Origin of the sequence: Arthrobacter sp. GMC3 (assembly GCF_002929305.1) — a bacterium.
Taxonomy (GTDB): domain Bacteria; phylum Actinomycetota; class Actinomycetes; order Actinomycetales; family Micrococcaceae; genus Specibacter.
The window spans coordinates 26,289-48,418 of sequence record NZ_PJIO01000016.1; the positions used below are offsets into that span (position 1 = coordinate 26,289).

General features: G+C 60.0%; 23 protein-coding genes. 18 read left to right on the forward strand and 5 right to left on the reverse strand.

The annotated features are described in order from the left end of the window. Positions 1–31: 31 nt before the first annotated feature. Positions 32–250 (reverse strand): hypothetical protein, encoded by a 219-nt coding sequence (locus CXQ94_RS18700; RefSeq protein WP_146070360.1) that lies wholly within the window; start codon positions 248–250, stop codon positions 32–34. A gap of 363 nt (positions 251–613) precedes the next feature. Between CXQ94_RS18700 and CXQ94_RS18705 the strand changes: the two genes are divergently transcribed. Further along, positions 614–1,219 carry a hypothetical protein gene (locus CXQ94_RS18705; RefSeq protein ID WP_104092108.1) on the forward strand — a complete coding sequence of 202 codons (606 nt, stop codon included), beginning with the start codon at positions 614–616 and terminating at the stop codon, positions 1,217–1,219. Between the two features lie 34 nt (positions 1,220–1,253). On the opposite strand, the gene CXQ94_RS18710 is transcribed toward CXQ94_RS18705, so the two are convergent. Then, entirely contained in the window at positions 1,254–2,180 is a 927-nt protein-coding gene (locus CXQ94_RS18710; RefSeq protein WP_104092109.1) for a diacylglycerol kinase family protein, read from the reverse strand. 44 nt (positions 2,181–2,224) lie between these two features. Next, positions 2,225–3,688, reverse strand: coding sequence for a sugar porter family MFS transporter (locus CXQ94_RS18715; protein WP_306418918.1), 1,464 nt, complete (start codon positions 3,686–3,688; stop codon positions 2,225–2,227). 403 nt (positions 3,689–4,091) lie between these two features. Here CXQ94_RS18715 and CXQ94_RS18720 point away from each other — a divergent pair, with 403 nt between their 5' ends. From CXQ94_RS18720 to CXQ94_RS18730, 3 genes are read left to right on the forward strand one after another with little or no spacing between them, the layout of a single operon-like run. After that, positions 4,092–5,855, forward strand: coding sequence for a glycoside hydrolase family 15 protein (locus tag CXQ94_RS18720; protein WP_104092111.1), 1,764 nt, complete (start codon positions 4,092–4,094; stop codon positions 5,853–5,855). A gap of 9 nt (positions 5,856–5,864) precedes the next feature. Further along, positions 5,865–6,887 carry an SDR family oxidoreductase gene (locus CXQ94_RS18725; protein ID WP_104092112.1) on the forward strand — a complete coding sequence of 341 codons (1,023 nt, stop codon included), beginning with the start codon at positions 5,865–5,867 and terminating at the stop codon, positions 6,885–6,887. Continuing rightward, positions 6,884–7,219, forward strand: a complete 336-nt coding sequence (locus CXQ94_RS18730) for a hypothetical protein (RefSeq protein WP_104092113.1) — start codon at positions 6,884–6,886, stop codon at positions 7,217–7,219. Before CXQ94_RS18725 ends, CXQ94_RS18730 begins: the two co-directional genes overlap by 4 nt. 1 nt (position 7,220) lies before the next feature. Here CXQ94_RS18730 and CXQ94_RS18735 read toward each other — a convergent pair whose 3' ends face one another. After that, complete coding sequence (locus tag CXQ94_RS18735) at positions 7,221–7,778, reverse strand: MarR family winged helix-turn-helix transcriptional regulator (protein ID WP_258067231.1); 558 nt, start codon at positions 7,776–7,778, stop codon at positions 7,221–7,223. A gap of 144 nt (positions 7,779–7,922) precedes the next feature. Between CXQ94_RS18735 and CXQ94_RS18740 the strand changes: the two genes are divergently transcribed. From CXQ94_RS18740 to CXQ94_RS18765, 6 genes are all read left to right on the forward strand, one after another. Then, positions 7,923–8,408 (forward strand): hypothetical protein, encoded by a 486-nt coding sequence (locus CXQ94_RS18740; protein ID WP_104092114.1) that lies wholly within the window; start codon positions 7,923–7,925, stop codon positions 8,406–8,408. After that, on the forward strand, positions 8,405–9,052 hold the full coding sequence (locus CXQ94_RS18745; protein WP_104092115.1) for a gluconate 2-dehydrogenase subunit 3 family protein: 648 nt from the start codon (positions 8,405–8,407) through the stop codon (positions 9,050–9,052). The genes CXQ94_RS18740 and CXQ94_RS18745 overlap by 4 nt, the downstream gene beginning before the upstream one ends. Continuing rightward, positions 9,049–10,689: a GMC family oxidoreductase gene (locus CXQ94_RS18750; RefSeq protein ID WP_104092116.1), complete on the forward strand. Its 1,641-nt coding sequence runs from the start codon at positions 9,049–9,051 to the stop codon at positions 10,687–10,689. Before CXQ94_RS18745 ends, CXQ94_RS18750 begins: the two co-directional genes overlap by 4 nt. Positions 10,690–10,751: 62 nt before the next feature. After that, positions 10,752–12,545: a thiamine pyrophosphate-requiring protein gene (locus tag CXQ94_RS18755; RefSeq protein WP_104092117.1), complete on the forward strand. Its 1,794-nt coding sequence runs from the start codon at positions 10,752–10,754 to the stop codon at positions 12,543–12,545. Between the two features lie 2 nt (positions 12,546–12,547). Next, positions 12,548–13,651, forward strand: coding sequence for an enolase C-terminal domain-like protein (locus tag CXQ94_RS18760; RefSeq protein ID WP_104092118.1), 1,104 nt, complete (start codon positions 12,548–12,550; stop codon positions 13,649–13,651). A gap of 117 nt (positions 13,652–13,768) precedes the next feature. Next, positions 13,769–14,419, forward strand: coding sequence for a DUF1345 domain-containing protein (locus tag CXQ94_RS18765; protein WP_104092119.1), 651 nt, complete (start codon positions 13,769–13,771; stop codon positions 14,417–14,419). Between the two features lie 100 nt (positions 14,420–14,519). On the opposite strand, the gene CXQ94_RS22720 is transcribed toward CXQ94_RS18765, so the two are convergent. Next, positions 14,520–14,858: a hypothetical protein gene (locus CXQ94_RS22720; protein WP_181034305.1), complete on the reverse strand. Its 339-nt coding sequence runs from the start codon at positions 14,856–14,858 to the stop codon at positions 14,520–14,522. A gap of 273 nt (positions 14,859–15,131) precedes the next feature. On the opposite strand from CXQ94_RS22720, the gene CXQ94_RS18775 reads away from it, so the two are divergent. The 8 genes from CXQ94_RS18775 to CXQ94_RS18810 all read left to right on the forward strand — a co-directional run bounded on the left by CXQ94_RS18775 (position 15,132) and on the right by CXQ94_RS18810 (position 22,128). Continuing rightward, entirely contained in the window at positions 15,132–15,938 is an 807-nt protein-coding gene (locus CXQ94_RS18775; RefSeq protein WP_104092120.1) for a DUF1206 domain-containing protein, read from the forward strand. A 404-nt stretch (positions 15,939–16,342) separates the two neighbouring features. Beyond that, positions 16,343–16,840: a DUF2975 domain-containing protein gene (locus tag CXQ94_RS18780; RefSeq protein ID WP_104092121.1), complete on the forward strand. Its 498-nt coding sequence runs from the start codon at positions 16,343–16,345 to the stop codon at positions 16,838–16,840. 351 nt (positions 16,841–17,191) lie between these two features. After that, positions 17,192–17,623 (forward strand): VOC family protein, encoded by a 432-nt coding sequence (locus CXQ94_RS18785; protein ID WP_104092122.1) that lies wholly within the window; start codon positions 17,192–17,194, stop codon positions 17,621–17,623. Between the two features lie 736 nt (positions 17,624–18,359). Next, positions 18,360–19,163, forward strand: coding sequence for a hypothetical protein (locus CXQ94_RS18790; protein ID WP_146070361.1), 804 nt, complete (start codon positions 18,360–18,362; stop codon positions 19,161–19,163). Then, a complete protein-coding gene (locus CXQ94_RS18795) occupies positions 19,163–19,558 on the forward strand; it encodes a hypothetical protein (protein WP_104092124.1) in 396 nt (131 codons plus the stop codon). The genes CXQ94_RS18790 and CXQ94_RS18795 overlap by 1 nt, the downstream gene beginning before the upstream one ends. Positions 19,559–19,908: 350 nt before the next feature. Continuing rightward, positions 19,909–20,412 (forward strand): SRPBCC family protein, encoded by a 504-nt coding sequence (locus CXQ94_RS18800; protein WP_146070362.1) that lies wholly within the window; start codon positions 19,909–19,911, stop codon positions 20,410–20,412. A 271-nt stretch (positions 20,413–20,683) separates the two neighbouring features. Continuing rightward, positions 20,684–21,160 (forward strand): hypothetical protein, encoded by a 477-nt coding sequence (locus CXQ94_RS18805; protein ID WP_146070363.1) that lies wholly within the window; start codon positions 20,684–20,686, stop codon positions 21,158–21,160. After that, complete coding sequence (locus CXQ94_RS18810; protein ID WP_104092127.1) at positions 21,160–22,128, forward strand: hypothetical protein; 969 nt, start codon at positions 21,160–21,162, stop codon at positions 22,126–22,128. Before CXQ94_RS18805 ends, CXQ94_RS18810 begins: the two co-directional genes overlap by 1 nt. Positions 22,129–22,130 lie beyond the last annotated feature (2 nt).

The window sequence follows — 22,130 nt, forward strand, 5'->3', positions numbered from 1 at the left end:
GAAACACCACCCGTATGGTTGCTTCGGCAGGTTACACGTCGCCGGTGCGCCAAGTAACGTGCACCCACCGCTGCCCATCACTGTCCCAGGACTCGGTGTGACCCAAGAGCGCGATAGCTTCAAAGGAGACCTCAATTCCATTCGAGCCCAAAATCTCGTGGAGTTCTGTCGTGGCCTCCCGAATGGCGGCGGATACTACATCGGGGGTATCGGAGGTGACCGGCCGCGAGGCCGAATATAGTCCAGTCATGGACGCCATTATGCACGCTCAAGTGGTTGAAGGAAACACCTCAGCGAGCTCTATCGACATCATGGTCAAAGCGATAGTCTGAGAAGGACGACTCATTGCCCAGCATGCTGGCAAATCGAGAGTTGCCCTACGGGTTCGAGGGTCAGCCATGATCATCACCAGCACCGAATCAGACACGGTATTTGGCCACCCTACATTGTGGTTTCGGAGAAGCCCACGGCTCGAACCTGGCACGTTAGTGTCTAACGAGTTAGCGTCCTACAGCCAAAGTTCTTTCCATTGCCTGGGCGGTGAAATCCCGTGAATCAATACCGGGGAGTTTGGCTTGCGTGCTGCAGATCCTTCGCGGTCATTGGGGCGTGTTTGGCCATCATCATCTATCCACTGCCGTCGATCATTGCGGTGTTGTGCCTCGGCACTGCCCTGGGGGCGGTGGTTTCGTACGGGACCTTCTCTGCCGGTCTCGAATCGAACAAGCAGGGTCGTCACCATCGGGCCGGTGTGGTTGCAGTGTCGGTCGGCGTTGCGTGCTTGGCGGTCGAGGGATACGGACCTGTACTCGGCGTCTGGCTGTGGCCGCTAATCGTGACCGCTGTTGTTTTGTCCCCCAAGGTTTTGGTGTTTTTCCTCGGGCACGTGTCGCGCCACCTTCCACCTGCGCCCTTCAGCTCCGGAATGGCAGCCCCTCCCGATGTCCCTGTGGAGGCGGCCGTTTTCGCCCCGTCAATCCGAGTCCTTGACAACCACGACCTCTGTCAGGCGTGGGGCCGCAGCTACACCTGGTTGGAGGGCGCTGACTCATTGGCGCTGCAGGCCTATATTGTCACCCTCCGCCAGGCATATCTAGATGAACTGGAGCGCCGCGATCCTGCGGGTCTAGGGGCCTGGCTCAATTCCGGCCCACGACCTCGCGGTGGCCCACAAAAGTTTCTGCACCACGGCACCGACGAACACCATTTACCTGCCTGAAATCAGCGCTGCTGGTGGTGTCTGCACACTGACGTCATGACCAGAATTTTTGTACCAGGAGTGCCCCAGCGTCAACCGTCAAGATCACGTGCGAAACCTCGCCGATTGCGTCACCGTCTAGCTGGAGGGCTTGGGGACCGGCAAGGGAGATTTCTGCTCGCTTACCACGAAAATACTGAATCGACGGGTCCTTAGTTTTTCCGCGATTCAGCAGTCCGGCAAGCACCGCCAGCCAGCCGAACGTGCCATTTGGAGCGACGGTCATCAGTTCGAGGATGCCGTCGTCGAACCGTGCTCCGGGGAAGATTTCAACCCCTCCTTGGAGTTTTCCGCAGTTGCCGATCATAACGCCACGCAACCGGTGGGCGGTGGGGGTTCCGCCGTCGATGGCAATGGTTGCCTTGACTGGCCGCCCGGGTAGCTTTCGGATGCCAGCTTCGATGTACGCCAGCCACCCCACAACATCCTTGAGGCCTTCTTTCATGTCCGCCATGACGGACGCGTCGAATCCCATACCTGCCATCACCACAAACGTCTGTTTCGTCGTGGCATGATCCACGATCATCTCGATGACGTCGATGGCCGCCTTGGTGCCTCTGAGTGCTTCCCTAGTAGCGACCACCGGGTCATTGATATCAAGGCCCAGGTTTCTTGCTAATAGGTTGCCCGTTCCCAGGGGAAGAAGCCCCAACGCAATACCCGTATTCTTCAGGCATTGTGCCACGCAACGAACCGTCCCGTCGCCGCCGGCAGCTATCACCAGATCCACGCCGTCGGCGAGGGCATGTTGTACTTGGCCCGTTCCAGGGTCCTCGGCTGTGGTTTCCAGGAGCAGAGGCTTCCCCCAGCCCTCCTGGGCGCACGCCGTTCCCACAATCTGGGGCACATCGATAGTTTTGCACTTCAGCGGATTGACGATGACGGCAACACGTCTGGAAAGGGCGGAACTGGATTGTGGCATCAGTGATTCTCCTGCAGGTCAGGGGTCAACGTGGCGACGGTCTCTTAACGATTGGGCCGGAGCAGCTTGTTTTTGTCCTCAAGCTCCAAACCCTTGATCTCAGGCAGCAAAGCCTTCACGAACCAGAAGGATAGGGCGGCAAACAGTGCGAATCCTGCGTAGACAAGGCCTAGCCCTACTGCCTGACTCAGAATCGGGAAGAGAAGGGTGACAAGGAAGTTGAAAATCCAATTGAAGGCGGTAGCAATCCCCAAAGCCAGCCCACGCATCTTGTTCGGAAAGATCTCCCCAAGGACAACCCACATCACCGGGCCCCATGTGGCGGCGAAGAAGATAACAAAGAGGTTCGCTCCAATCAGGGCCACCGCGCCCCAGGGCGTTGGCAGCGTGATGTTCGTCCCGGAACCGGTGGCTTGTGCGAATGAAACAGCCGCCGCAACGAGTCCAACAAACATTCCGATGGAACCGGCCAGCAGCAATTTCTTGCGTCCCACCCTGTCGACAAACAAGATGGCCACGAAAGTCAGCACCACGTTGATGGTGGCCGTGATGACGGAGGTCGTGAAAGAGTCCTGTTGACTGAAGCCAACAGACTGCCAAAGCGTGGTTGAGTAGTAGAAAATCGCGTTGATTCCAACGAGTTGTTGAAAGGCAGCCATGCCGATTGCTATCCACAAGATGGGTTGGAGCCCCAGAGCGTTGCCGCGCAAGTCTCGGTAGCTGGAGTGACGCTGGTTTTCCAGGGTTTCCTTGATTTCTTTCACGCGTTGGGCAGGATCGGGTGAACCGGTGGTGTTTCGGATGACGCCTAGTGCGTCCTCGTCCCGGCCCTTGCGGATGAGGAATTGCGGGGATTCGGGAATTGAAAGCGAAAGCGCCCCGTACACGAGTGCCGGGATGACCCCGACCAAGAGCATCCACCGCCAGGCTGGCAATCCCCACCACAAAACTTCGGAGGCCCCACCTGCGGTTCGTTCGAATGCGGCGTCGGAGAGCAGCGCCACGAAAATACCAAGGGTGATGGCCAGTTGTTGTAGCGAGCTTAGTGCGCCACGTCGGTTGGCAGGTGCGATTTCACCGATGTACGCCGGCGCGATAACGGAGGCGATCCCGATGGCCAGTCCTCCGACTGTTCGCCACAGCATGAGATCCCACACCGCGAACGCATATCCGGACCCAATTGAGCTGATCACGAACAAGGAGGCGCTGAGAACCATGACTGGTTTCCGGCCCCAAACATCGGCTAACTGGCCCGCAAACCAGGCCCCGATGGCGCAGCCAATCAGGGTGATGGCGACCGCGAAGCCCAGAACTGCCGCGCTAAGCCCGAAGGTGGCTTGGATGGAGTTCACTGCTCCGTTGATGACAGATGTGTCGAACCCAAAGAGCAACCCGCCAAGGGCCGCGGCAATCGTGACCCCCACAACTTTTCCCCGTTTTGAGGACGAACCCGAGCTGGGGCCCTCAGATGCAGACGTAGCCATTTCGATACCGGCTTTCCAACCCATTCGTTGAGACTTCAGCAAGGATGGGCCGCCGCGCCCCTCCATCCTTCGACGCCGCCGTTCAGCGCTAATCATCGAACAACTTCGTGGGCGGGGTGGCTTCCGGAACCGGCTATCGTGCCGTCTGACGGACACACCTTTGCCAAGGTGAACATCACCAAGCATCTGCTCAACTGGCGTGAACACCACCAAACATACTCCGGTACAAAGAAGCCCGCAATGGTCCACGTCCGGCACAAAGGCCGTTGACGATGATCGGGAAATCTTGTGACAATCTCAGCGGATCGGCTGCGCCTGACCGAACAGAAAAGTTTCCAAATCTCGGAGAAGTCCTCCTCGGCTGGTGTTGCGGTGAGCGCCTCACAAGCCCTTGCGCTATCGCAATCGTTGCGCTTACTGTGGAATTATGTTGGTTGCATCACAAACACCGCAATCCCCCCACGTACTGCGTGAGTACGCCATGATTTCCGACGGTGAACGCGCGGCCTTGATCGGCCCTCACGGGGATGTCGCGTGGATGTGTGCGCCACGGTGGGACAGTGCGGCGGCTTTTTCCTCGCTCATTGGCGGTGGCGGCAGTTTCGCGGTGACCCCCGCCAGTGGCCGCTATGTGTGGGGCGGCAGCTACCAGGACGGGACGCTGATCTGGACGAGCCGCTGGGTTACCACCAACGCGATCATAGAATGCCAGGAAGCGCTGGCACAACCGGCCGACCCGCATAGGGCAGTCCTGTTGCGCCGCGTGCGCGCCGTCTCCGGTCCGGCGTTGATGACGGTGGTCTTTGAGGTTGCCGCGGAGTTTGGCCAGCACAACATGACACGGCTCAAGTGTGCGGACAACGTCTGGACGGGCCGCAGCGGCCCCTTGTACGTCCGCCTGAGCGGGGCCGGCGACGCCTCAGTGCAAGACGGCGTTCTGCATCTTGGCTTCGAAGTGGCCGCCGGTGGAGTTCATGATCTTGTGCTGGAACTGGCCGACCAACCCTTTCACGTGGCACCGGTGGATGCGGACGCGGCTTGGGCCGAAACGGAGTCCAGCTGGCACGATGCCGTCCCTTCACTGCTGACAACCATAGCGCCCGACGACGCCCGCCAGTCCTACGCCGTCTTGCGTGGCATGACTGGCACCAGTGGCGCCATGGTAGCTGCAGCCACACTGGGGCTGCCCGAGCGCGCCCAGGAGAAACGTAATTACGACTACCGCTACGCTTGGATCCGCGACCAGTGCTACGCCGGACAAGCGATCGCCGCGTGCGGAGACTATTCCCTGCTCGATGACTCCGTCCGGTTCATCACCGGTCGGCTCCTGGAGGACGGGCCCGGGCTGAAGCCGGCGTACACCGTCAGCGGTGGGCGTGTTCCGGACGAAACTGATCTCAAGCTGCCCGGCTACCCGGGCGGTTCCGCGAAGGTCGGCAACTGGGTCAATGAACAATTCCAGTTGGACGCATTTGGTGAAACTTTACTGCTCTTCGCGGCCGCCGCCACCCACGACCACCTAGATCTTGAGAACTGGCGGGCTGCCGAGGTAGCCGTGCAGTCCGTCACGGACCGGTGGCAGGAGCCGGATGCCGGAATCTGGGAACTGAACAATGACAGCTGGGCCCATTCGCGGCTGACGTGTGCCGCGGGACTGCGCGCCATGGCCGTCCACGCCCCGCCGGCGCAGGGTGGGTCATGGACGTCACTGGCAGACACGATCGTTGCCTCCACCGCCGCCGATTGCCTGCACCCCAGCGGCCGGTGGCAGCGCAGCCCAAGCGACGCTCGGGTGGATGCGGCTTTGCTCCTGCCCACGTTGCGGGGCGCGGTGCCGGCCGCTGACCCGCGCAGCCTGGCCACAGTGGATGCTGTCCGGTCCGAGCTAAGCCGCGACGGGTATGTTTACCGGTTCAGCCAAGACGCCCGCTCCCTTAATCAGGCGGAGGGCGCGTTCCTCCTGTGCGGCTTTGACATGGCCATGGCCGTCCACCAGCAAGGCCACGAAGTAGAGGCAATGCGGTGGTTCGAACGCAACCGTGCCGCCTGCGCGACCACCGGGCTGTTCACCGAGGAATACGACGTGGAACAGCGTCAGCTTCGGGGCAATTTCCCGCAGGCCTTCGTTCATGCCGCCATGCTTGAATCCGCAAGCCGGCTCGCCACGCCACCGAACCGGATCCAATCCTAGGGAGTAATCATGGGAACTGTTCACCAGGTAGTTGTTGTCACAGGAGCAAGCGGAGGCATCGGGCGGGCCACCGCAATCGCCTTTGGGCGCCGGGGCGACACGGTTGCCCTGCTCGCCCGGGGTAAGGCAGGGCTCGACGGCGCCGCCGCGGAAGTGGAGGCGGCCGGAGGCACGGCGATGACGGTTGCCGTGGACATGTCGGATTTCGCCGCCGTCGATGCCGCAGCTGATCGGGTGGAAGGCGAACTAGGCCCCATCGACGTGTGGGTCAACGTGGCCTTCACGTCCGTTTTTGCCCCCTTCACCCAGATCAAACCCGAAGAATTCGCCCGGGTTACCACCGTCTCCTACCTCGGCTACGTCTACGGCACCATGGCCGCACTGCACCGCATGAGCACCCGCAATCAGGGCACGATTGTTCAGGTCGGATCCGCTTTGGCCTACCGCGGCATACCTCTGCAGAGCGCCTACTGCGGTGCCAAACATGCAATCCAAGGCTTCAATGAGTCCTTGCGCTGTGAATTACTCCACGACCACAGCGGCATCCACACCACCATGGTTCAAATGCCCGCCGTGAACACCCCACAGTTCTCCTGGGTCCTATCCCGGCTACCCAAGAAGGCGCAACCGGTACCCCCTATTTATCAGCCCGAGGTGGCAGCCCGGGCCGTCGTCTATGCCGCAGACCACCCGCAGCGGCGTGAATATTGGGTCGGGGCCAGCACCGCGGGCACGTTGTTAGCGAACGCGGTAGCGCCCGGGCTCCTGGATGCATACCTAGGCCGCACCGGGTATGCCTCGCAACAAACCAGCGAACCGCGACCGGCGGACCAGCCAGAAAATCTTTGGGAGCCGGCGGATACGGTGACCGACTTTGGCACGCACGGCGCGTTCGATGACCGTTCCACATCCCGGAGCTCCCAACTGTGGGCATCCCACCACCATTGGCTTCTTGCGGCGGGCGTCGGCGCAGCTGTGCTGGGGGCGGCCGCCGCGACGGGGACACTTCTGGGACGTTGGGTGCGTCGATGAAAACGCTCGAGACCCTCCGAGGCATTTACGGATTGTGCCAGCTGATCCGGCCCCAGCTGCTCTACCGGGCGGTCACCGGAACCATGCCGACTCCAGGAGCAGCCCTGATCATAAGGGTTCTCGGTACCCGGCATGTGCTCCAAGCGTTGGTGTTGGCACGGTTCGGGCCGACAGTGCCCGGCGGGAAGACGTTGCATCGGTGCGGGGCTCTGGTCGACCTGGTCCACGCCGGAACCATGGTGGCCATGGCCTGCGCCGAACGGCGTTGGCGCAAGCCGGCTGGGCTCGATGCTTTTCTCGCCTCAACATTCGCGGCATTGGAGGCCCGATGACTCAGATGCCAGGCCGGGACTGTTCCCGAAGCGTGTCTTCCTTCAATGCTAGGGCGAATCGGTCATCGTTGGCGACGTCCCCGGCCGCCTCGGCAAAAGCGTCCAGCACCGGTCCCATGGAGTGGCGCAGAGCGGTGGGCATCCGGTTCATCACGGCGGCGATGGCCCCGCGGCGATGTTCCATCACTCTATCCACCAGCGCCTTGCCTTGTGTACTGAGGGCCAGTAGCAGATATCGGCGGTCAGCAGGGTTGTCTCGGCGATCCAGAAGGCCCGCAGCGACCAGCCGGTCACAGGTCCGGGTGGCGTTGGAGGGGTGTACACCCAGATCAGCGGCAACGGCACCGAGGTTTTGTGGCCCCCTCGTGGCGATGAGGACCAGTACCCGCAACTGCGGTGAGGTGACTTGGTGTTCGACTTCTGCCACCGATTGGGCGATGACTGCCAAAAATACCCGAGCAGCACGCATCGCGGCATCAATATCGCTGGCAGATTCAGCTGCGTCGTCTACAGTCGCCGGGGTTTTATCGGCAGGGCCGGGGGAATTCAAGGGCTTCACGCTTCCGAGTATCCATCCTTTCGTTGCGTCCTTGCAATGTTTGCGTTCAATTAACTATTTGGCGGCCGCAACTCTTCCGGCTGTGGCCGACGCAGAAGCTACTGTGGCGGTCGCCGTAGCGCCACTTAAAGTGAAGGACTCTTCATGAAGAATCTAGGCAATCGTTCCGCCGGGGCCCCAGGGATTGCGCCTGCCGATGTTGTCCACGGCATCGACAAGATGGTGCGCAATATTGAGACAGGCCGCTTTGAGCGCTCCCTCGCGGCCCTCACCGCCGCCGGGGCGTTGGTCACCGCCGCTGAAATCTATTTTGAACACGACAAGGCCAGCTTTGGCAACAAATGGATGTGGGTGCCGGTGGTTCTGGGCCCCGTCGGGGCAGTGGCGGGCGTGGCAGGAGTCTGCAGCAAGCGGATGGCAAAGACCGCGTTGCCGCTGGCCTCTGCCGTCATTGTCGCCAACGGACTTCAGGGAACCTATTTTCATGCCCGCGGGATCGCCCAAAAACCTGGCGGCTTCAAAAACCTGCGCTACAACATGGAAATGGGACCGCCCTTGCTCGCTCCCCTGCTGGTGACCCTAGTAGGCGGCATGGGGATCCTGGCTGCCGTGCTAAGGCGGGAAAAATGAGCACATTCCCCCTTCCCCGCAGCGACGGTGGAGCCCGGTTTCCCGGCTTTGACGCCGCCAGCCAGGTCAAGCATTGGGATACGGCGACGGCGTCCGTCGTCATGGCTCGCCTCGGCCGGCCACAGGATATTCGCTTCTTTACCCCTGCCCAGGAGGCCGCCGCGGGTGCCCTGTTCAACCAACTATTGGACCAGCATCGGGAGCCACGGGTGCCCGTGGTATCCATAGTCGATGCCCGCCTGGCCGCACAGCAGACGGATGGGTGGCACTACGAAGACATGCCCACGGATGCACAGGCGTGGGCCCGAACCTTGGCGGCCCTGGATGAGGATGCCGGGCTTCGCTGCGGTACCTTGTTCGCCACGGCGTCCTTGAACGAGCAGGCACGCCTGCTGCAGAGCATCCAAAACCTGGGAAAAGACATGTGGCATGGGATGCCCGCCCAGCAGGTGTGGAGCCTGTGGACCCGTTACGCGTGCACCGCTTTCTACTCCCACCCGTGGGCGTGGAATGAAATTGGGTTTGCGGGGCCGGCCTATCCGCGCGGTTACAAAAACATGGGCGTCGACGCCTTGGAGCCGTTCGAAGTTCCAGATGCCAACCCCGGCGATGATCCGATACGAACGAAGGCCGAACCCTCATGAGTGCTGTACGCGATCGCAACGAATCGGCGTGGCTCTTGCCGGCCGGGACGGGCACTAACCACGGTTTGCGCGAACTGATGCGTCATTTCGCCGACGACGATGAGGTCGACATTGTCATCGTCGGAGCTGGCGCCGGCGGATCCACCCTGTTGCAGCGCCTTGCGCGGGCCGGGTGGCGAGCCGTGGCACTGGACGCGGGCCCCTTCTGGGATCCCGAACGTGACTGGGTCAGTGATGAGGCCGGCTCACACCACCTTTATTGGACCGACCCCCGGGTGATCGCAGGTACGGATCCGGTGCCTCTGGGGTCCAACAACTCCGGCCGGGGCGTGGGTGGATCCATGGTCCATTACGCGGGCTACGTGCCCCGTTTTCATCCCAGCGACTTCCGCACGCAGACACTGGACGGGGTGGGAGCCGATTGGCCCCTCCAATACCAAGACCTCAAACACTATTACCAGGACATCGAGGAAGAACTGCCCGTTGCCGGGGAGCACTGGCCGTGGGGGGACCCGCACAGCTACCCCCACCGACCTCACCCGGTCTCCGGCAATGGCGAACTCTTCCAGCGCGGTGCCCTGGCAGCTGGCATCACGACCAAAGTCGGTCCGGTGGCCATTGCCAATGGCCGTTTCGGCAACCGACCCCACTGTATTTACCGCGGCTTCTGCCTGCAAGGGTGCAAGGTCAATGCCAAAGCCTCGCCCCTGATCACCCACATTCCCGATGCCTTGGCCCATGGTGCCGAGGTGCGCGCCGATTCGATGGTGACCCGGATCGCCATTGACCAACGAACTGGCCAGGCCACGGGCGTGCATTACATGCGTGGGGGCGTGGCCCATTTTCAGCGGGCCCGCATGGTCGCCGTCGCCGGCTACTCCATCGAAACCCCACGCCTGCTCTTGAACTCCGACTCGCCACGGTTCCCCGACGGTCTCTGCAATGACTTCGACCAAGTAGGCCGCTACCTCATGGTCCAAGGGGCACCCCAGACGGCAGGGCGCTTCGACGCCGAGGTGAGGATGTGGAAGGGCCCACCACCAGAGGTGAGCAGCGAAGAATTCTACGAAACCGACCCCACGAAACCCTACAAACGTGGCTTCTCCATCCAAACGGTCTCCCCTCTGCCGATCACCTGGGCCGAGCACGTCATGGCGCAGGGGCATTGGGGTGCGGGCCTGCGCAACTACATGAGCGACTACGTCCACTGGGCCTGCCTGGGTGCCCTGTGCGAATTTCTTCCCCATGCCGAGAACCGGGTCACCCTCGCACAAGAGGAGGACCGGCATGGACTCCCGGTGGCCCGGTTCAGCTATTCCCAGGGCGAGAACGACCGCGCCCTGATGAAGGCCGCCCAAGAACAAATGGAGCTCATCCTGACGGCCGCCGGCGCCGCTGAGGTCATCACCATCGACCGCTACGCCCACCTGGTCGGCGGCGCACGCATGGCCAAGAGGCAAGAGGAAGGCGTCGTTGACGCGAACTGCCGCAGCTTCGCCGTTGAGAACCTGCTCATCACGGACGGCAGCGTTCTGCCGACACAAGGCAGCGCCAACCCAGCACTGACCATCATGGCCGTCGCCGCCCGCGCCGCCGACCGACTGCTGATTTCGGGGAGAGCGAACCGGCGAATCTAAGACCTAGAAACGGGTCTCGCAGCCGCGACACCTGAGCATACCCATCGTTGGAGGACGGAAGCATGGCAAAGCAAACAGTCTCGGACTACCTGCTGGCACGACTACGTGAATGGGGTGTGGAGCACGTGTTCGCCTTCCCCGGAGACGGCATCAACGGCACCCTGGCGGCTTTTGGACGCGCGAACAACCAGCCGAAATTCATTCAATCCCGGCACGAGGAAATGTCCGCGTTTGAGGCGGTCGGCTACGCCAAATTTACCGGCCGCCTCGGTGTCTGCATGGCAACCTCGGGCCCCGGAGCCATCCACCTGCTTAACGGACTGTACGATGCAAAACTTGACCATGTCCCGGTGGTGGCCATCGTCGGGCAGACCGCCCAGTCGGCCATCGGCGGCTCCTACCAGCAAGAAGTGGACCTGGTGACGTTGTTCAAGGATGTTGCCAGCGACTACGTGCAATTGGTGACCGTCCCGGAACAGCTGCCCAATGTGTTGGACCGGGCTATCCGCATCGCCCTAGCCGAACGCGCACCCACCGCGATCATCATTCCCTCGGACGCGCAAGACTTGGAATATTCGCCTCCCACCCACGCCTTCAAAATGGTGCCCTCCAGCCTCGGGATTCACTGGCCCACCATCACCCCGGACCTCGAGGGGGTCCGTGCGGCGGCTGCACTGCTCAACGCCGGAACCAAGGTGGCCATGCTGGTGGGTTCCGGGGCTAGGGACGCCCGTGAAGAAGTACAGCAGGTAGCCGAAATCCTCGGCGCAGGCGTGGCAAAAGCCTTGCTGGGCAAGGACGTCCTCTCCGACGAGCTTCCCTACGTGACAGGCTCCATCGGCCTTCTGGGTACTCGCCCCAGCTACGAGCTCATGACGGACTGCGACACTTTGCTCACTGTTGGCTCCAGCTTCCCGTACACCCAGTTCATGCCCGAACCCGGCCAGGCTCGCGGGGTCCAGATCGATATTGATGCCAAAATGATCGGCATGCGGTTCGCGTACGAGACAAATATTGTCGGCGACGCGAAAACCACCCTGCAGGCCCTGATCCCCCTGCTGGACCGCAAGGAGGACCGGTCCTGGCGCGAAACCATCGAGGCGAACGTCGCCCGGTGGTGGGAGACCATGGAGATGGAAGCCGCGGTGGAGGCGAAGCCGATCAACCCGATGCGCCTGTTCTCCGAACTTTCCCCCAGATTGCCGGAAAATGCCATCGTGACGGCCGATTCTGGGTCATCGGCTAACTGGTACGCCCGGCAGCTGAAGTTCCGTGGCAGTATGCGTGGTTCACTTTCGGGCAACCTCGCCACCATGGGCCCGGGTGTGCCCTACGGCATTGGTGCCAAATTCGGCAGCCCTGAGAAACCGGTGATCGTTTTCGCCGGAGACGGGGCCATGCAAATGAACGGGCTGGCCGAGCTGATCACCATCAAGCACTACTGGCAGGAATGGGAAGACCCCCGGCTGATCATCGCCGTCCTGCACAACGACGACCTGAACCAAGTCACTTGGGAGATGCGGGCCATGGAGGGTGCGCCGTCGTTCACAGAGTCCCAAACCCTCCCTGACGTCCCCTACGCGCAGTTCGCTGAACTGCTGGGGCTGCAGGGCATCTATGTGGACAACCCTGAAGATATTGGGGCGGCATGGGAACGGGCCCTGGCAGCGGACCGACCCACCGTCTTGGACGTGCGCGTTGACCCCGATGTCCCGCCGATCCCGCCGCACGCAACCTTCGAGCAGGCATTGGACAGTGCCAAAGCGGTTCTCAAGGGCGATCAGAGCGCTTTGGGGTTCATCGTGGAGGGCGTCAAGACCAAGCTGCAGGAATTCCTGCCCCACAAGGACAGCTAGCCATGGACTCCGATCCCGCCATCGAACGGCTTGAAGTCTCTGCATACCGGGTGCCCACCGATGCCCCCGAAGCTGACGGCACCTTCGCCTGGGATTCCACCATCATGGTCCTGGTCCAAGCCCAGGCAGGCGGCACCACCGGGATCGGCTTCACCTACGCCCCGGCCGCCTCCGCGTCCCTGATCACAGAACTCCTGGCACCCGCCGTCGTGGGCCTACCCGCCTTCGACGTCGGGCGAGCCTCCTCCTCGATGCTCCAGTCCGTACGCAACGCCAACCGCCCAGGAACCGTCGGCTATGCCATTTCCGCGGTCGACTGCTCCTTGTGGGACCTCAAGGCCAGGCTGCTGGAACTACCCCTGCATCGGCTCCTCGGTGCCGTCCGGGACAAGGTGCCCGTCTATGGCAGCGGCGGATTCACCACGTACGATGACCGGCATCTCTCGGCTCAGCTCACCGGATGGGCCCTGGAGCAGGCAATCCCGCGAGTGAAGATCAAGATCGGCGAATCCGCCGGAACCCGGATGGACAGGGATGTGGCACGCATGCGTCAGGCACGGAAGGTGATCGGGCCCGACGTCGAACTTTTCGTTGACGCCAACGCCGGATACAGTGCCAAACAAGCCATCCGCGTCATGACCGAGGTGAGGGATCTGGACATCCGGTGGCTGGAAGAACCCGTCTCCTCCGACAATCTCACCGGGCTGCGGGAGGTCCGTGACAAGGTCGATGCGGACGTTGCCGCCGGCGAGTACGGTACCGATCTGCTGTACTACAGGCGAATGTGCGACGCCGATGCGGTGGACTGTATTCAGGCGGACGTTTCACGGTGCGGCGGCATTACTCAATGGCTGGGCGTAGCATCTCTCGCTGAAGCGTACGGGCTGGAGATCTCCGGGCACTGCGCCCCGCACCTCAGCGTCCACGTCGCGGCAGCAACACCAAACTTTAGGCACCTGGAATGGTTCCACGACCACGTCCGCATCGAAACCATGTTCTTCGACGGCTGCCTGGACCCTGCAGGCGGGGCCCTCACTCCCTCCGCTTCGCCCGGCAACGGACTCAGTCTGCGCAAAGCAGACATGGATCCATACCGAATCGCATAGGAATATGAACACCATCATAAAGACGAACGGGCTATGCGGGCCCGCTAACGGTGCGGCGTTATGGTGGAGTTCGCACTCTAGAGCGTCTGAGCCTCGACGTGTATGCCAAGATAAGCCATGAGCATTCAACGCTTTGACCGACGCGCCCACCGCTCACGGTTTCGGCTCGTCGTCATGTTTGCCGTTGGCGCAGTCACCGCCGCGTTGGTGGGCATTTTCGGTTCCTGGGACTACGCCCCATCCTTGGGGTGGGACGCCGCGTCGCTGACGTTCCTCTTGTGGGTATGGGCCATTATCGGCCGACTGGATCCTGCTGGCACCGCCAGGCATGCGGGCCGCGAAGACCCCGGGCAGGCCACCTCCGATGTGCTTGTTCTGGCGGCGACGGTCGCCAGCTTCGGTGGAGTGGTCTTGATTCTCTTGAACGCCGGTTCCGCCCAGGGCGGCATGAAAGCCGCCATCCTAGGCTTGGCCCTGGCCAGTGTTGCGCTGTCGTGGTTCCTCGTCCACACCATGTTCACCCTCCGGTATGCCCGGCTCTACTACCGCGATCACAAAGGGGTGGACTTCAACGAGGAAACCCTCCCCCACTACCGCGACTTCGCCTACCTGGCGTTCACCGTGGGCATGACGTTTCAAGTCTCGGACACAGACCTGAAAACCGACGCCATACGCTCCACTGCTCTGCGGCATGCGCTGCTCTCCTACCTGCTGGGAGCCATCGTGTTGGCTACCACCATCAATCTGGTCTCTGGACTCGTCCACTAGAATGTATGCCCCATCCAACCGGACCTGGTTCACCCGGACCCGGGCAAACCTGGGACGGTGAGGGCGCTGACAAGTCACTTCGAGGCCCACTACTGTCGTGTCATCGCTCGGAATCGCCGCGCCCCTCCACCCACGTGGTGCCGTCGTCGTCGGTGTACATGACAATCTTTTCCTCGGATGGGCCCGAGGTCAAGGACCCTGTCGCTATGGGAGTGGAGGGCCCACCAGGGAGAATACTGCGCCTGTCCCAGCTCACACAGACCTTGACCGAACCGTTGTTGCCCCGATCGATGGAGGTCAGGAGGCTTTCTGGTTCGGCACCCATATCGATGAGTCTGTCCCTGTAGGACTGGGCGAGTAAAGGCAAGGTCTCCTCGGTCCACTCACCGGGACCAAGAAGAGTGGAAATTTCCACCGGTTCTGATTCCATGTCCGTCATCGCTGTCTCCCAACATACATAACACTTCACCCTTCTTCTAGTTCTACTCCTCGGACAGAGAAAGGTTAACGGAGCCAAGCAAGACGGCCGCAAGTTCTATCAGGAAGTGCCGGCAACACACTGCCTGGTCCCCAGCTCTCTTTCGAGTGGACGCAGGGCGAGCAGATCGCCGCCCCTATCTCTGAATCAACCAGGGTGACAAAATGGTAATGAACCCGTGCACGGTGGTGCCCGGTTCAATGGCGCTCGAAAGGCAATCCGATCAAGAAGGAATTGAACGACGCCGCAGAGGTGGCGCAGGACGCGTCGAATTCGCGCGTCTTCATCATCGCCGCCCGTGCGGGTTTCGCCGTCAGCGGCCTCCTGCACATCTTGATCGGGGCCATAGCCATCCAGCTCGCGTTCGGCAAAACAGGACAGGCGGACCAGAGCGGTGCCATAGCTCAACTTGCCAAGCAGCCGGCGGGAGTATTCCTGTTATGGATTGCTTTCACAGCTTGCGTGGCACTGGCCCTGTGGCAGCTCAGCGAGGCCGTATTCGGGTATCGGCAGCTGGAATCCAAAAAGAAGCTCTGGAAGAAACTCTCGGCAGCCGGACAGGCCGTTGTGTTTGTGGCCATTGCTGTCACCTTCACCTCATTCGCACTTGGCCGCGGAAAGAATAGCGGTCAATCCACCAGCGACGCGACCGCCCAGATCATGAAAGCACCAGCAGGTCCGCTGCTGCTGATCGCCATTGGCGTTGGTCTCGCCGCCGTCGGAATTGTCTTTGGGGTACGAGGCATCAACAGGTCATTCAAAAAGCAACTATTGTTGCCGACGTCGGGTACTGCCCGCTCAATCATTACCGCCGTCGGCATGATCGGTTACGTAGCGAAAGGTATTGCGCTGCTCCTGGTTGGCGTCCTGTTCATCGTCGCCACCATTCAAGCCCGACCCCAGGAATCCACAGGACTCGATGGCGCACTCAAGGCCGTGCGGGAGCAACCCTACGGCCCCTACCTACTGACCCTCATCGGCACTGGCCTGGTCTGCTACGGCATCTACCAACTCACCAAAGCCAGATTCGCCCAGATGTAGCGGCAAGACGGCGCCGGGACCCGTTACCGAATGCACCAAAAGTATTCGCCAACCTCCTGCGGGACGAGCTGCCGCCGATGGTTCAGATCCAAATTCCGATGATTCCTTGCCCGAGAACCGACCGGCATACGGGGCGATCCACATTGGTTTTCCGGGCACACACCTTGCGGGACGACGAGTGGGTCGCCCGCCATCGGAATGCCATCAATGGCTCCGATTGCAAGGCGGTCTCACCGTCAATAATGGCGAGCTTTTGGTTAGGCCTTATTGGGGTGGTTCCTGTCACGAGGTCAGTGACGAAACGGACGACGCTGCCCCTTCGATTAAGACCCGTCCACCGACAAGCCATCTATGACTCCGATTAATCCATTGATATTCGTTGCCGACTGAACAATACTCAATCCATGAAAGATTCAGCGATCGTCATACTTCGGGCATTCCTTGTCATGATCTTCCTGGGTGCATTTCTCGGACAATTAGTTATCGTTCCTGCCTTCGCGAACGAATCCACAGCCGCATTTCCAGAACTCGCTTTTCTTGCCGCTCCTTATACGATCGTGGTCAATGCTGGCATCGCCTGCCTCCAGGTCATGGGCTTGGCAATCTGGATCCTTCTGTCGATGGTCCAGCGTGATGTGATCTTCACGAGCCAGGCCTTTCGATGGGTCAACGTCATCATATGGTCGGCCGCTGGCGCCACGATGCTCGTGTTGTCTCTTGGAGTACATCTACTTGGCGTAATGCAGGTCGGTGGGCCCGGAGTGCTGCTGGCCATCGGTGGGGCCACCATCTGTGGAACGGCGTTCGTTCTCCTCATGCTCGTCATGCGTGGCCTGTTGCACAACGCCACCACCATGGAGAACGAGCTGGCAAAGCTTTACAACGTCGATATTGATGCGTAGATGGTCAAACGAATATAGTTCGTAGGCGAGAGCTCAGAGTCATCGGTAATTTCTATCGTGAAAATCCCAGCCCAGAGGAATGACCACGCCAATCCGTTGCGATTTTCGACACCCTGTGCAGGCTGCGGCGGCCAACCATGGCCACCAGTCGGCGTCCTCGGATGGATCTAGAGGAAAGCGCTCTAGCATCCAACGGCATGGGATGGTCAATGACCCTAATTGCCGTAGACCGTTCCCCTGCGGACCGCATCATCGAACCCGCGGCCACAGGTGACCAGGGTGGGTCAACGTCCCTGAGTCGAGACTTCGATGCGAGGACACGGTTGGCCGGGAGGTGTAAAGTTCTGGGGCATGACACTCATCTCAAGCACAGGCTTCGCCCACGTCCGCCTAACAGTCACCGACATCCGCCGATCCAAGGACTTCTACGACCGCCTTTTCGGATGGCAAGTGGCGGTGGACAATTCCGCGCAAGCCGAAGATCCCGGAGTGCGCCAGTCGCCGGAACAGTTCTACGGCGGCGTGATCTACCAAACGCCTCAGGGCACATTATTCGGACTACGCCCGGTAGGCACCGAGGCGTTCAACCCTGACGTCACAGGGTTGGATCACGTGAGTTTCGCTGTCGAATCACGGACCGCACTCGAGGCGGCCGCAACCGAGTTGGACAACGCCGGGATCGAGCACGGCGAGGTGACCGATCTGACCGATGCCGGCATTGCAATCCTGTCATTCCAAGACCCCGACAACATCAACATCGAGTTGACTGCGCCCCTGGGATGAGCCGGTATCACCACCGTCCTGGCCAACGCAAACGGCGCCACCCTCAGCACAAGCAACCGACTTCCACCTTCATCCCAGGCAACGCTCGAGCGTCCCCGGTTGGCGATCCTTGGGTTCTTGCGGTGATTGCAACGCTTAGTGAATGATTGTTGATCGGGCGAAGTATTCAATCCTTTTCCGTCCGGATCTTTTGCAGGTCTTTTGGGCAGGGATGCAGGCAGGTGATTTCGGGGATGGCCCGATCACGACGTCGCCAACATCGCGCTGAGCCCAGGCACGAATCGGCCGCACAAAGTTCCCACCTCACAGCCGTTGACGCCGCTCCCCCGGCACCGATGGATTCAACAGGGGCAACCAATCCTAACTTTCGGAATCCTGCCAGATCAATGCACCCCAGGTCATGTAGTAAAAGCGCCCACAGGCCATGAATAGGGTGACGGAGGAGAAAATTCCCCGCACTAGTAAGAAAGAGAGTCGCCAGGGACGAACAGCTAAACGACTTTGCAGAAGCCCTGGGGGTCAACCCACTCCAGACCGCTGTAGAAGCCGGCGATCCCATTGGGCAGCTGATGGAATCCGAGTATAGAGAAGAGGCCGAAGACAAAGATGGCTCGTAATCCAACCAAGTTCCTACGAATGGCGGTTGGTCACACGATCATACTGATCCTGACTATCCGCGGTGCCTTGCAGTTTGAGTACGGCTCATTAAGTCGGCGCCTCCAAGTAGTCTGAGGACATGACTAAGGACTATCTAGCGATACAAGGCTTGAGTGCTCCAATGGCCAGCGTTTCTCTCGTAGACAAGCGCATTCTTGCCAGCGGAATTCTCGCTAATAAGTCGTTCACTGATGCACTGGATTTCTCGAAGCTCATCCCCACCTTCGATCTAGGTACCAGTGCAGCGGTTAGCGGCCTGGCTAAGAGTATAGGTATTGGACTAACGATCCCGGCGTGGCAAAAAGAGATGTCCGCGCTGAAGCCCGTGGGTATTTCAATCGCTTCGCTCATGCCTCAGTTGTCTTCGATCAACGCAGTGCTAGCGCATGATTTCACAGCCGACTTGAAACTGGCAGGTGCTTTCGACTTCACCAGCGCAGTAATGAGCGCATCAGCGGGTATCACCGAGTCAATCTTGGGAACGATTAAAACCGCTTCAATTTTTGACATCCTCGACCAGGCCGAAGCATTTCGTGCCGAGATTGATGATTACGAGCTGGAGGAGCTCACTGACGAATTCTTCCAGCAACAGCCTAAACTCGCCACCGCGATCTCCGAGCTACCTATTCTCATAACCCTCTCCCGCAACCAGCGCCTGGGGATCATCTGGTTTGTGCGAGCTGCAGTGACCTTGTACGTCGCCGGTTACCTCTTGAATCTGAGTGTCGAGAATCCGTCGTTGCTCACAATTTTCAATGTTCTTGGTATTGGGGCAGGAGCAACTGCAGGCAGCTGGGCGGGACAGGTGACCGAGAAAGTGTTGGACGTCATACCAACAGATGAATCGTTGGGCCCCGTGTCAGACTCGGACGTAATTATCTGATGAACGAGACGGTACAGGTAGAAAAGAAGTCCAAGCCTTGGCAGTGGCCAAGTGAGTGGGTCAGAGACGAAAAGTTCTGGCGGGAGGTGACTGCCCGCGCCGTATCGGGAGTTGTCGTTTTAGTACTAGCCGCCATTACTGCCTACGCTGCTGGACTCATAAAGCAACCACATTTTCTGCAGGGACTGATATCGACAATTTTTAGCATTTGCGTCTATTTGAGTCTTACCAGCTATTTAGTTAGGTCTAAAGTGTTCCAGTACCAGGCGGCTAAGCCTGCAACTAATGCTAGAACAATCGCCTACTGCCTCTTGTTCATCATCTGGCTTGTTGGCATGGGATTCTTCATCTGGGCTGGCATCCTCACGGTGCAGGACTTCTACCGCTTCGAATAGACGCACTGCTAGGACCGGCGAAAACCCATAAGGCCCCCCTCCCTTGCTAAGAAGGACTACGAGCTGACCCACACTTTACAACTTTCATCTGAGACTTTTCAGCATCCAAACCGACTCAGTGATGCGTCCGAACTACTTGTAAGCACCGCATAGACCAGGTTGACGTTTAGGGGGCAATCAATCGGCGCCTGGATTTAGCGCCAATCAACGCTTGCCCAATGAATGACGACAATGCACCCACGGCGGCTTCTAGGCAAACAAGCTCGGAGTTCCCAATGATCATTTGGTCTCTTCGATCCATTGCCAGACATTAATGTCAATGCCGCGAAACGACATGCAACAATATCCTCATGACAGCTCGCTTGTACGATCTCTCCTCCACATGGATGTTCCCAAACAGCCAACGGGAAGTTTGGGACGTCATTGCCGATCCGAACATGGCATGGCCAGACTGGTGGCCTGGCTGCACACTGGCAAAACCGCTGGAGCGCGAACCAAATACCGGTACGTCAGCTGGAGAGCTGCTTCTTGCAACCACAGCCACCTTGAACTTCAAGGCATCACTTGGATACACGCTCTCAGTGTCCTACCATCCGACCTTTGTCGACAGCCCCCGTGAAGTCGTCTTTGACGCCGGCGGTGACCTTGCCGGCAACGGCCGCGTTGTCCTATCAGCAGCTGACAATGGACAGACCCAAATGGATATTGAATGGCGGGTGAGGCCAACCAATCGATGGATGACCTTGCTCAGCCCTGTAGCGTCACCCGCATTCACCTACGCCCACGCAGCGCTCATGAAGCGCGGGGAAACGGGCCTCAGAGAATACTTGGCACGGCAGCCTAACAAGAAATAGCCAGTAATTATGAGCCCCGCCCCTGTTCAGCCGCCAAACACGGATTTAGCATGAATTACAGAGCGAATCGACACGGTCGCTGAAACTAGTCGAGGGGTCCACGCATGAACGCTTGCCAGCACCACGCTGCGAAGTTCGCCGCTACGGTCTCCAATCTGGCGGCCGGGCAGGCGTCATGGACATGTCCCGCGAGCGAACACACTCGTTCGCTTAAAACCCGGCAATATGTCAACGGAAAGTGCTCGAGGGAAACCCAGGCAAAGGTCCTGCCGTGAATGACCGGAGGATCCGCCGCGAAGCCCGGGAAGCCAACCGCCAGCTAGAGCTGGGCCCCCACCCTGACTTGCACAGCATCCAGTCGTGGCTTGAGGTCAAACGAGGCAAGCCCATCACCATCGTTGAACTACCCGCCCTGCGCGGAGACGACCTCTGCGGACTCTGGGTTTCCTACAAAGGCTGCGACGTCGTCGTTCATGCACCGCCGGAGTCAGCCTTTCACCAGCGACACATCACCCTGCACGAATTCGCCCACATGATCCTGAATCACCAACGCACCGCAACATCGCTTGAGCTAGTTCATCTTCCAGGCTTGCCCGAGACTCCACTGAATGTGCTCGGCCGCCGCAGCTTTGCAGATGACGACGAGGCCGCTGCAGAATACTTGGCTGATCTCCTAATGGCCCGCATCCTCCCTCATATCCAGGACCCGCCAGATGACCAATCAGGCTTCAACAAGGTCTTTGGATAATGGACTACGTGCCGGCCGCGATGTTGTGGCTGCTCACCGTCATCAGGCTCCCCACTGCTCTCAACAAGGAACGCGCCCCCGTTCTGCGCGCCACGTTCTTCGCCGCCCTGGCCTGCACCTTATTCATCCCTGCCGTCTACACCGCAGTAGATCCCTTCCTTGGCGGGCGCAACCTTGTGGGCCTGATCTTGGTTATCGCCGTGATGGCTGGGTTCTGGCAGTTCCACACCGCTACGATTCTGGCAGCTATTAATGATGACGCACGACGGCGTCGCCACCTCGTCCGCGGACGCCTCGCCATCGCTGTGGCAGGTAGCTGCGTAATTGTCGGATTCTCAGTCAGCCAAGTGGAGGGGACTAGTCAGAATCTTCCGCTGGCCTTCGCCGACCAGCCCGGCATGCAATTATTTCTCTGGATGGGATCGGCGTTCATCATTTGGGTGTGCGCCGATGTTGCTTTGACCTGCTTGCGGTTTCTCCCTGAATTGCGGAACGGAGCTTTCAAATCCGGGTTCGAATGCTTTGCCATTGGCTGCATCATCATGGCGCTGGCGTTGGGCAACGCGTTGATCTTGGGGATGATGGATTCATCACCCATCGAAAATGGCACGGTCGTTGGCGGGCTGAATTGGTCCTTCACGATCCTGGAAACATTGGCTGTTCTGTTGGTCAGCGTGGGCCTGATGCTGCCAAGGCTAAGCGAGTTCCTACAGCTTGCCCGGCGCAATCTCCGCTCACGCTGGCTCATGGTCCTCTTGACCCCGGTCTGGCGCCGCAGCAGCCACGAACGTAAATACCTGCTCCGCAACCGTTGGACTCCCCTCCTCGATCCAATCATGGGACACACCATTCCGCACCTTCACAGACGCGTCATCGAGATACGAGACTGCCAGTTTCGTGGCATGACGCTTCTCCCCCGCGACCGCATCCTGGTCAACCAAGCCGAACAACTCCTCCAAGGACACTGAAA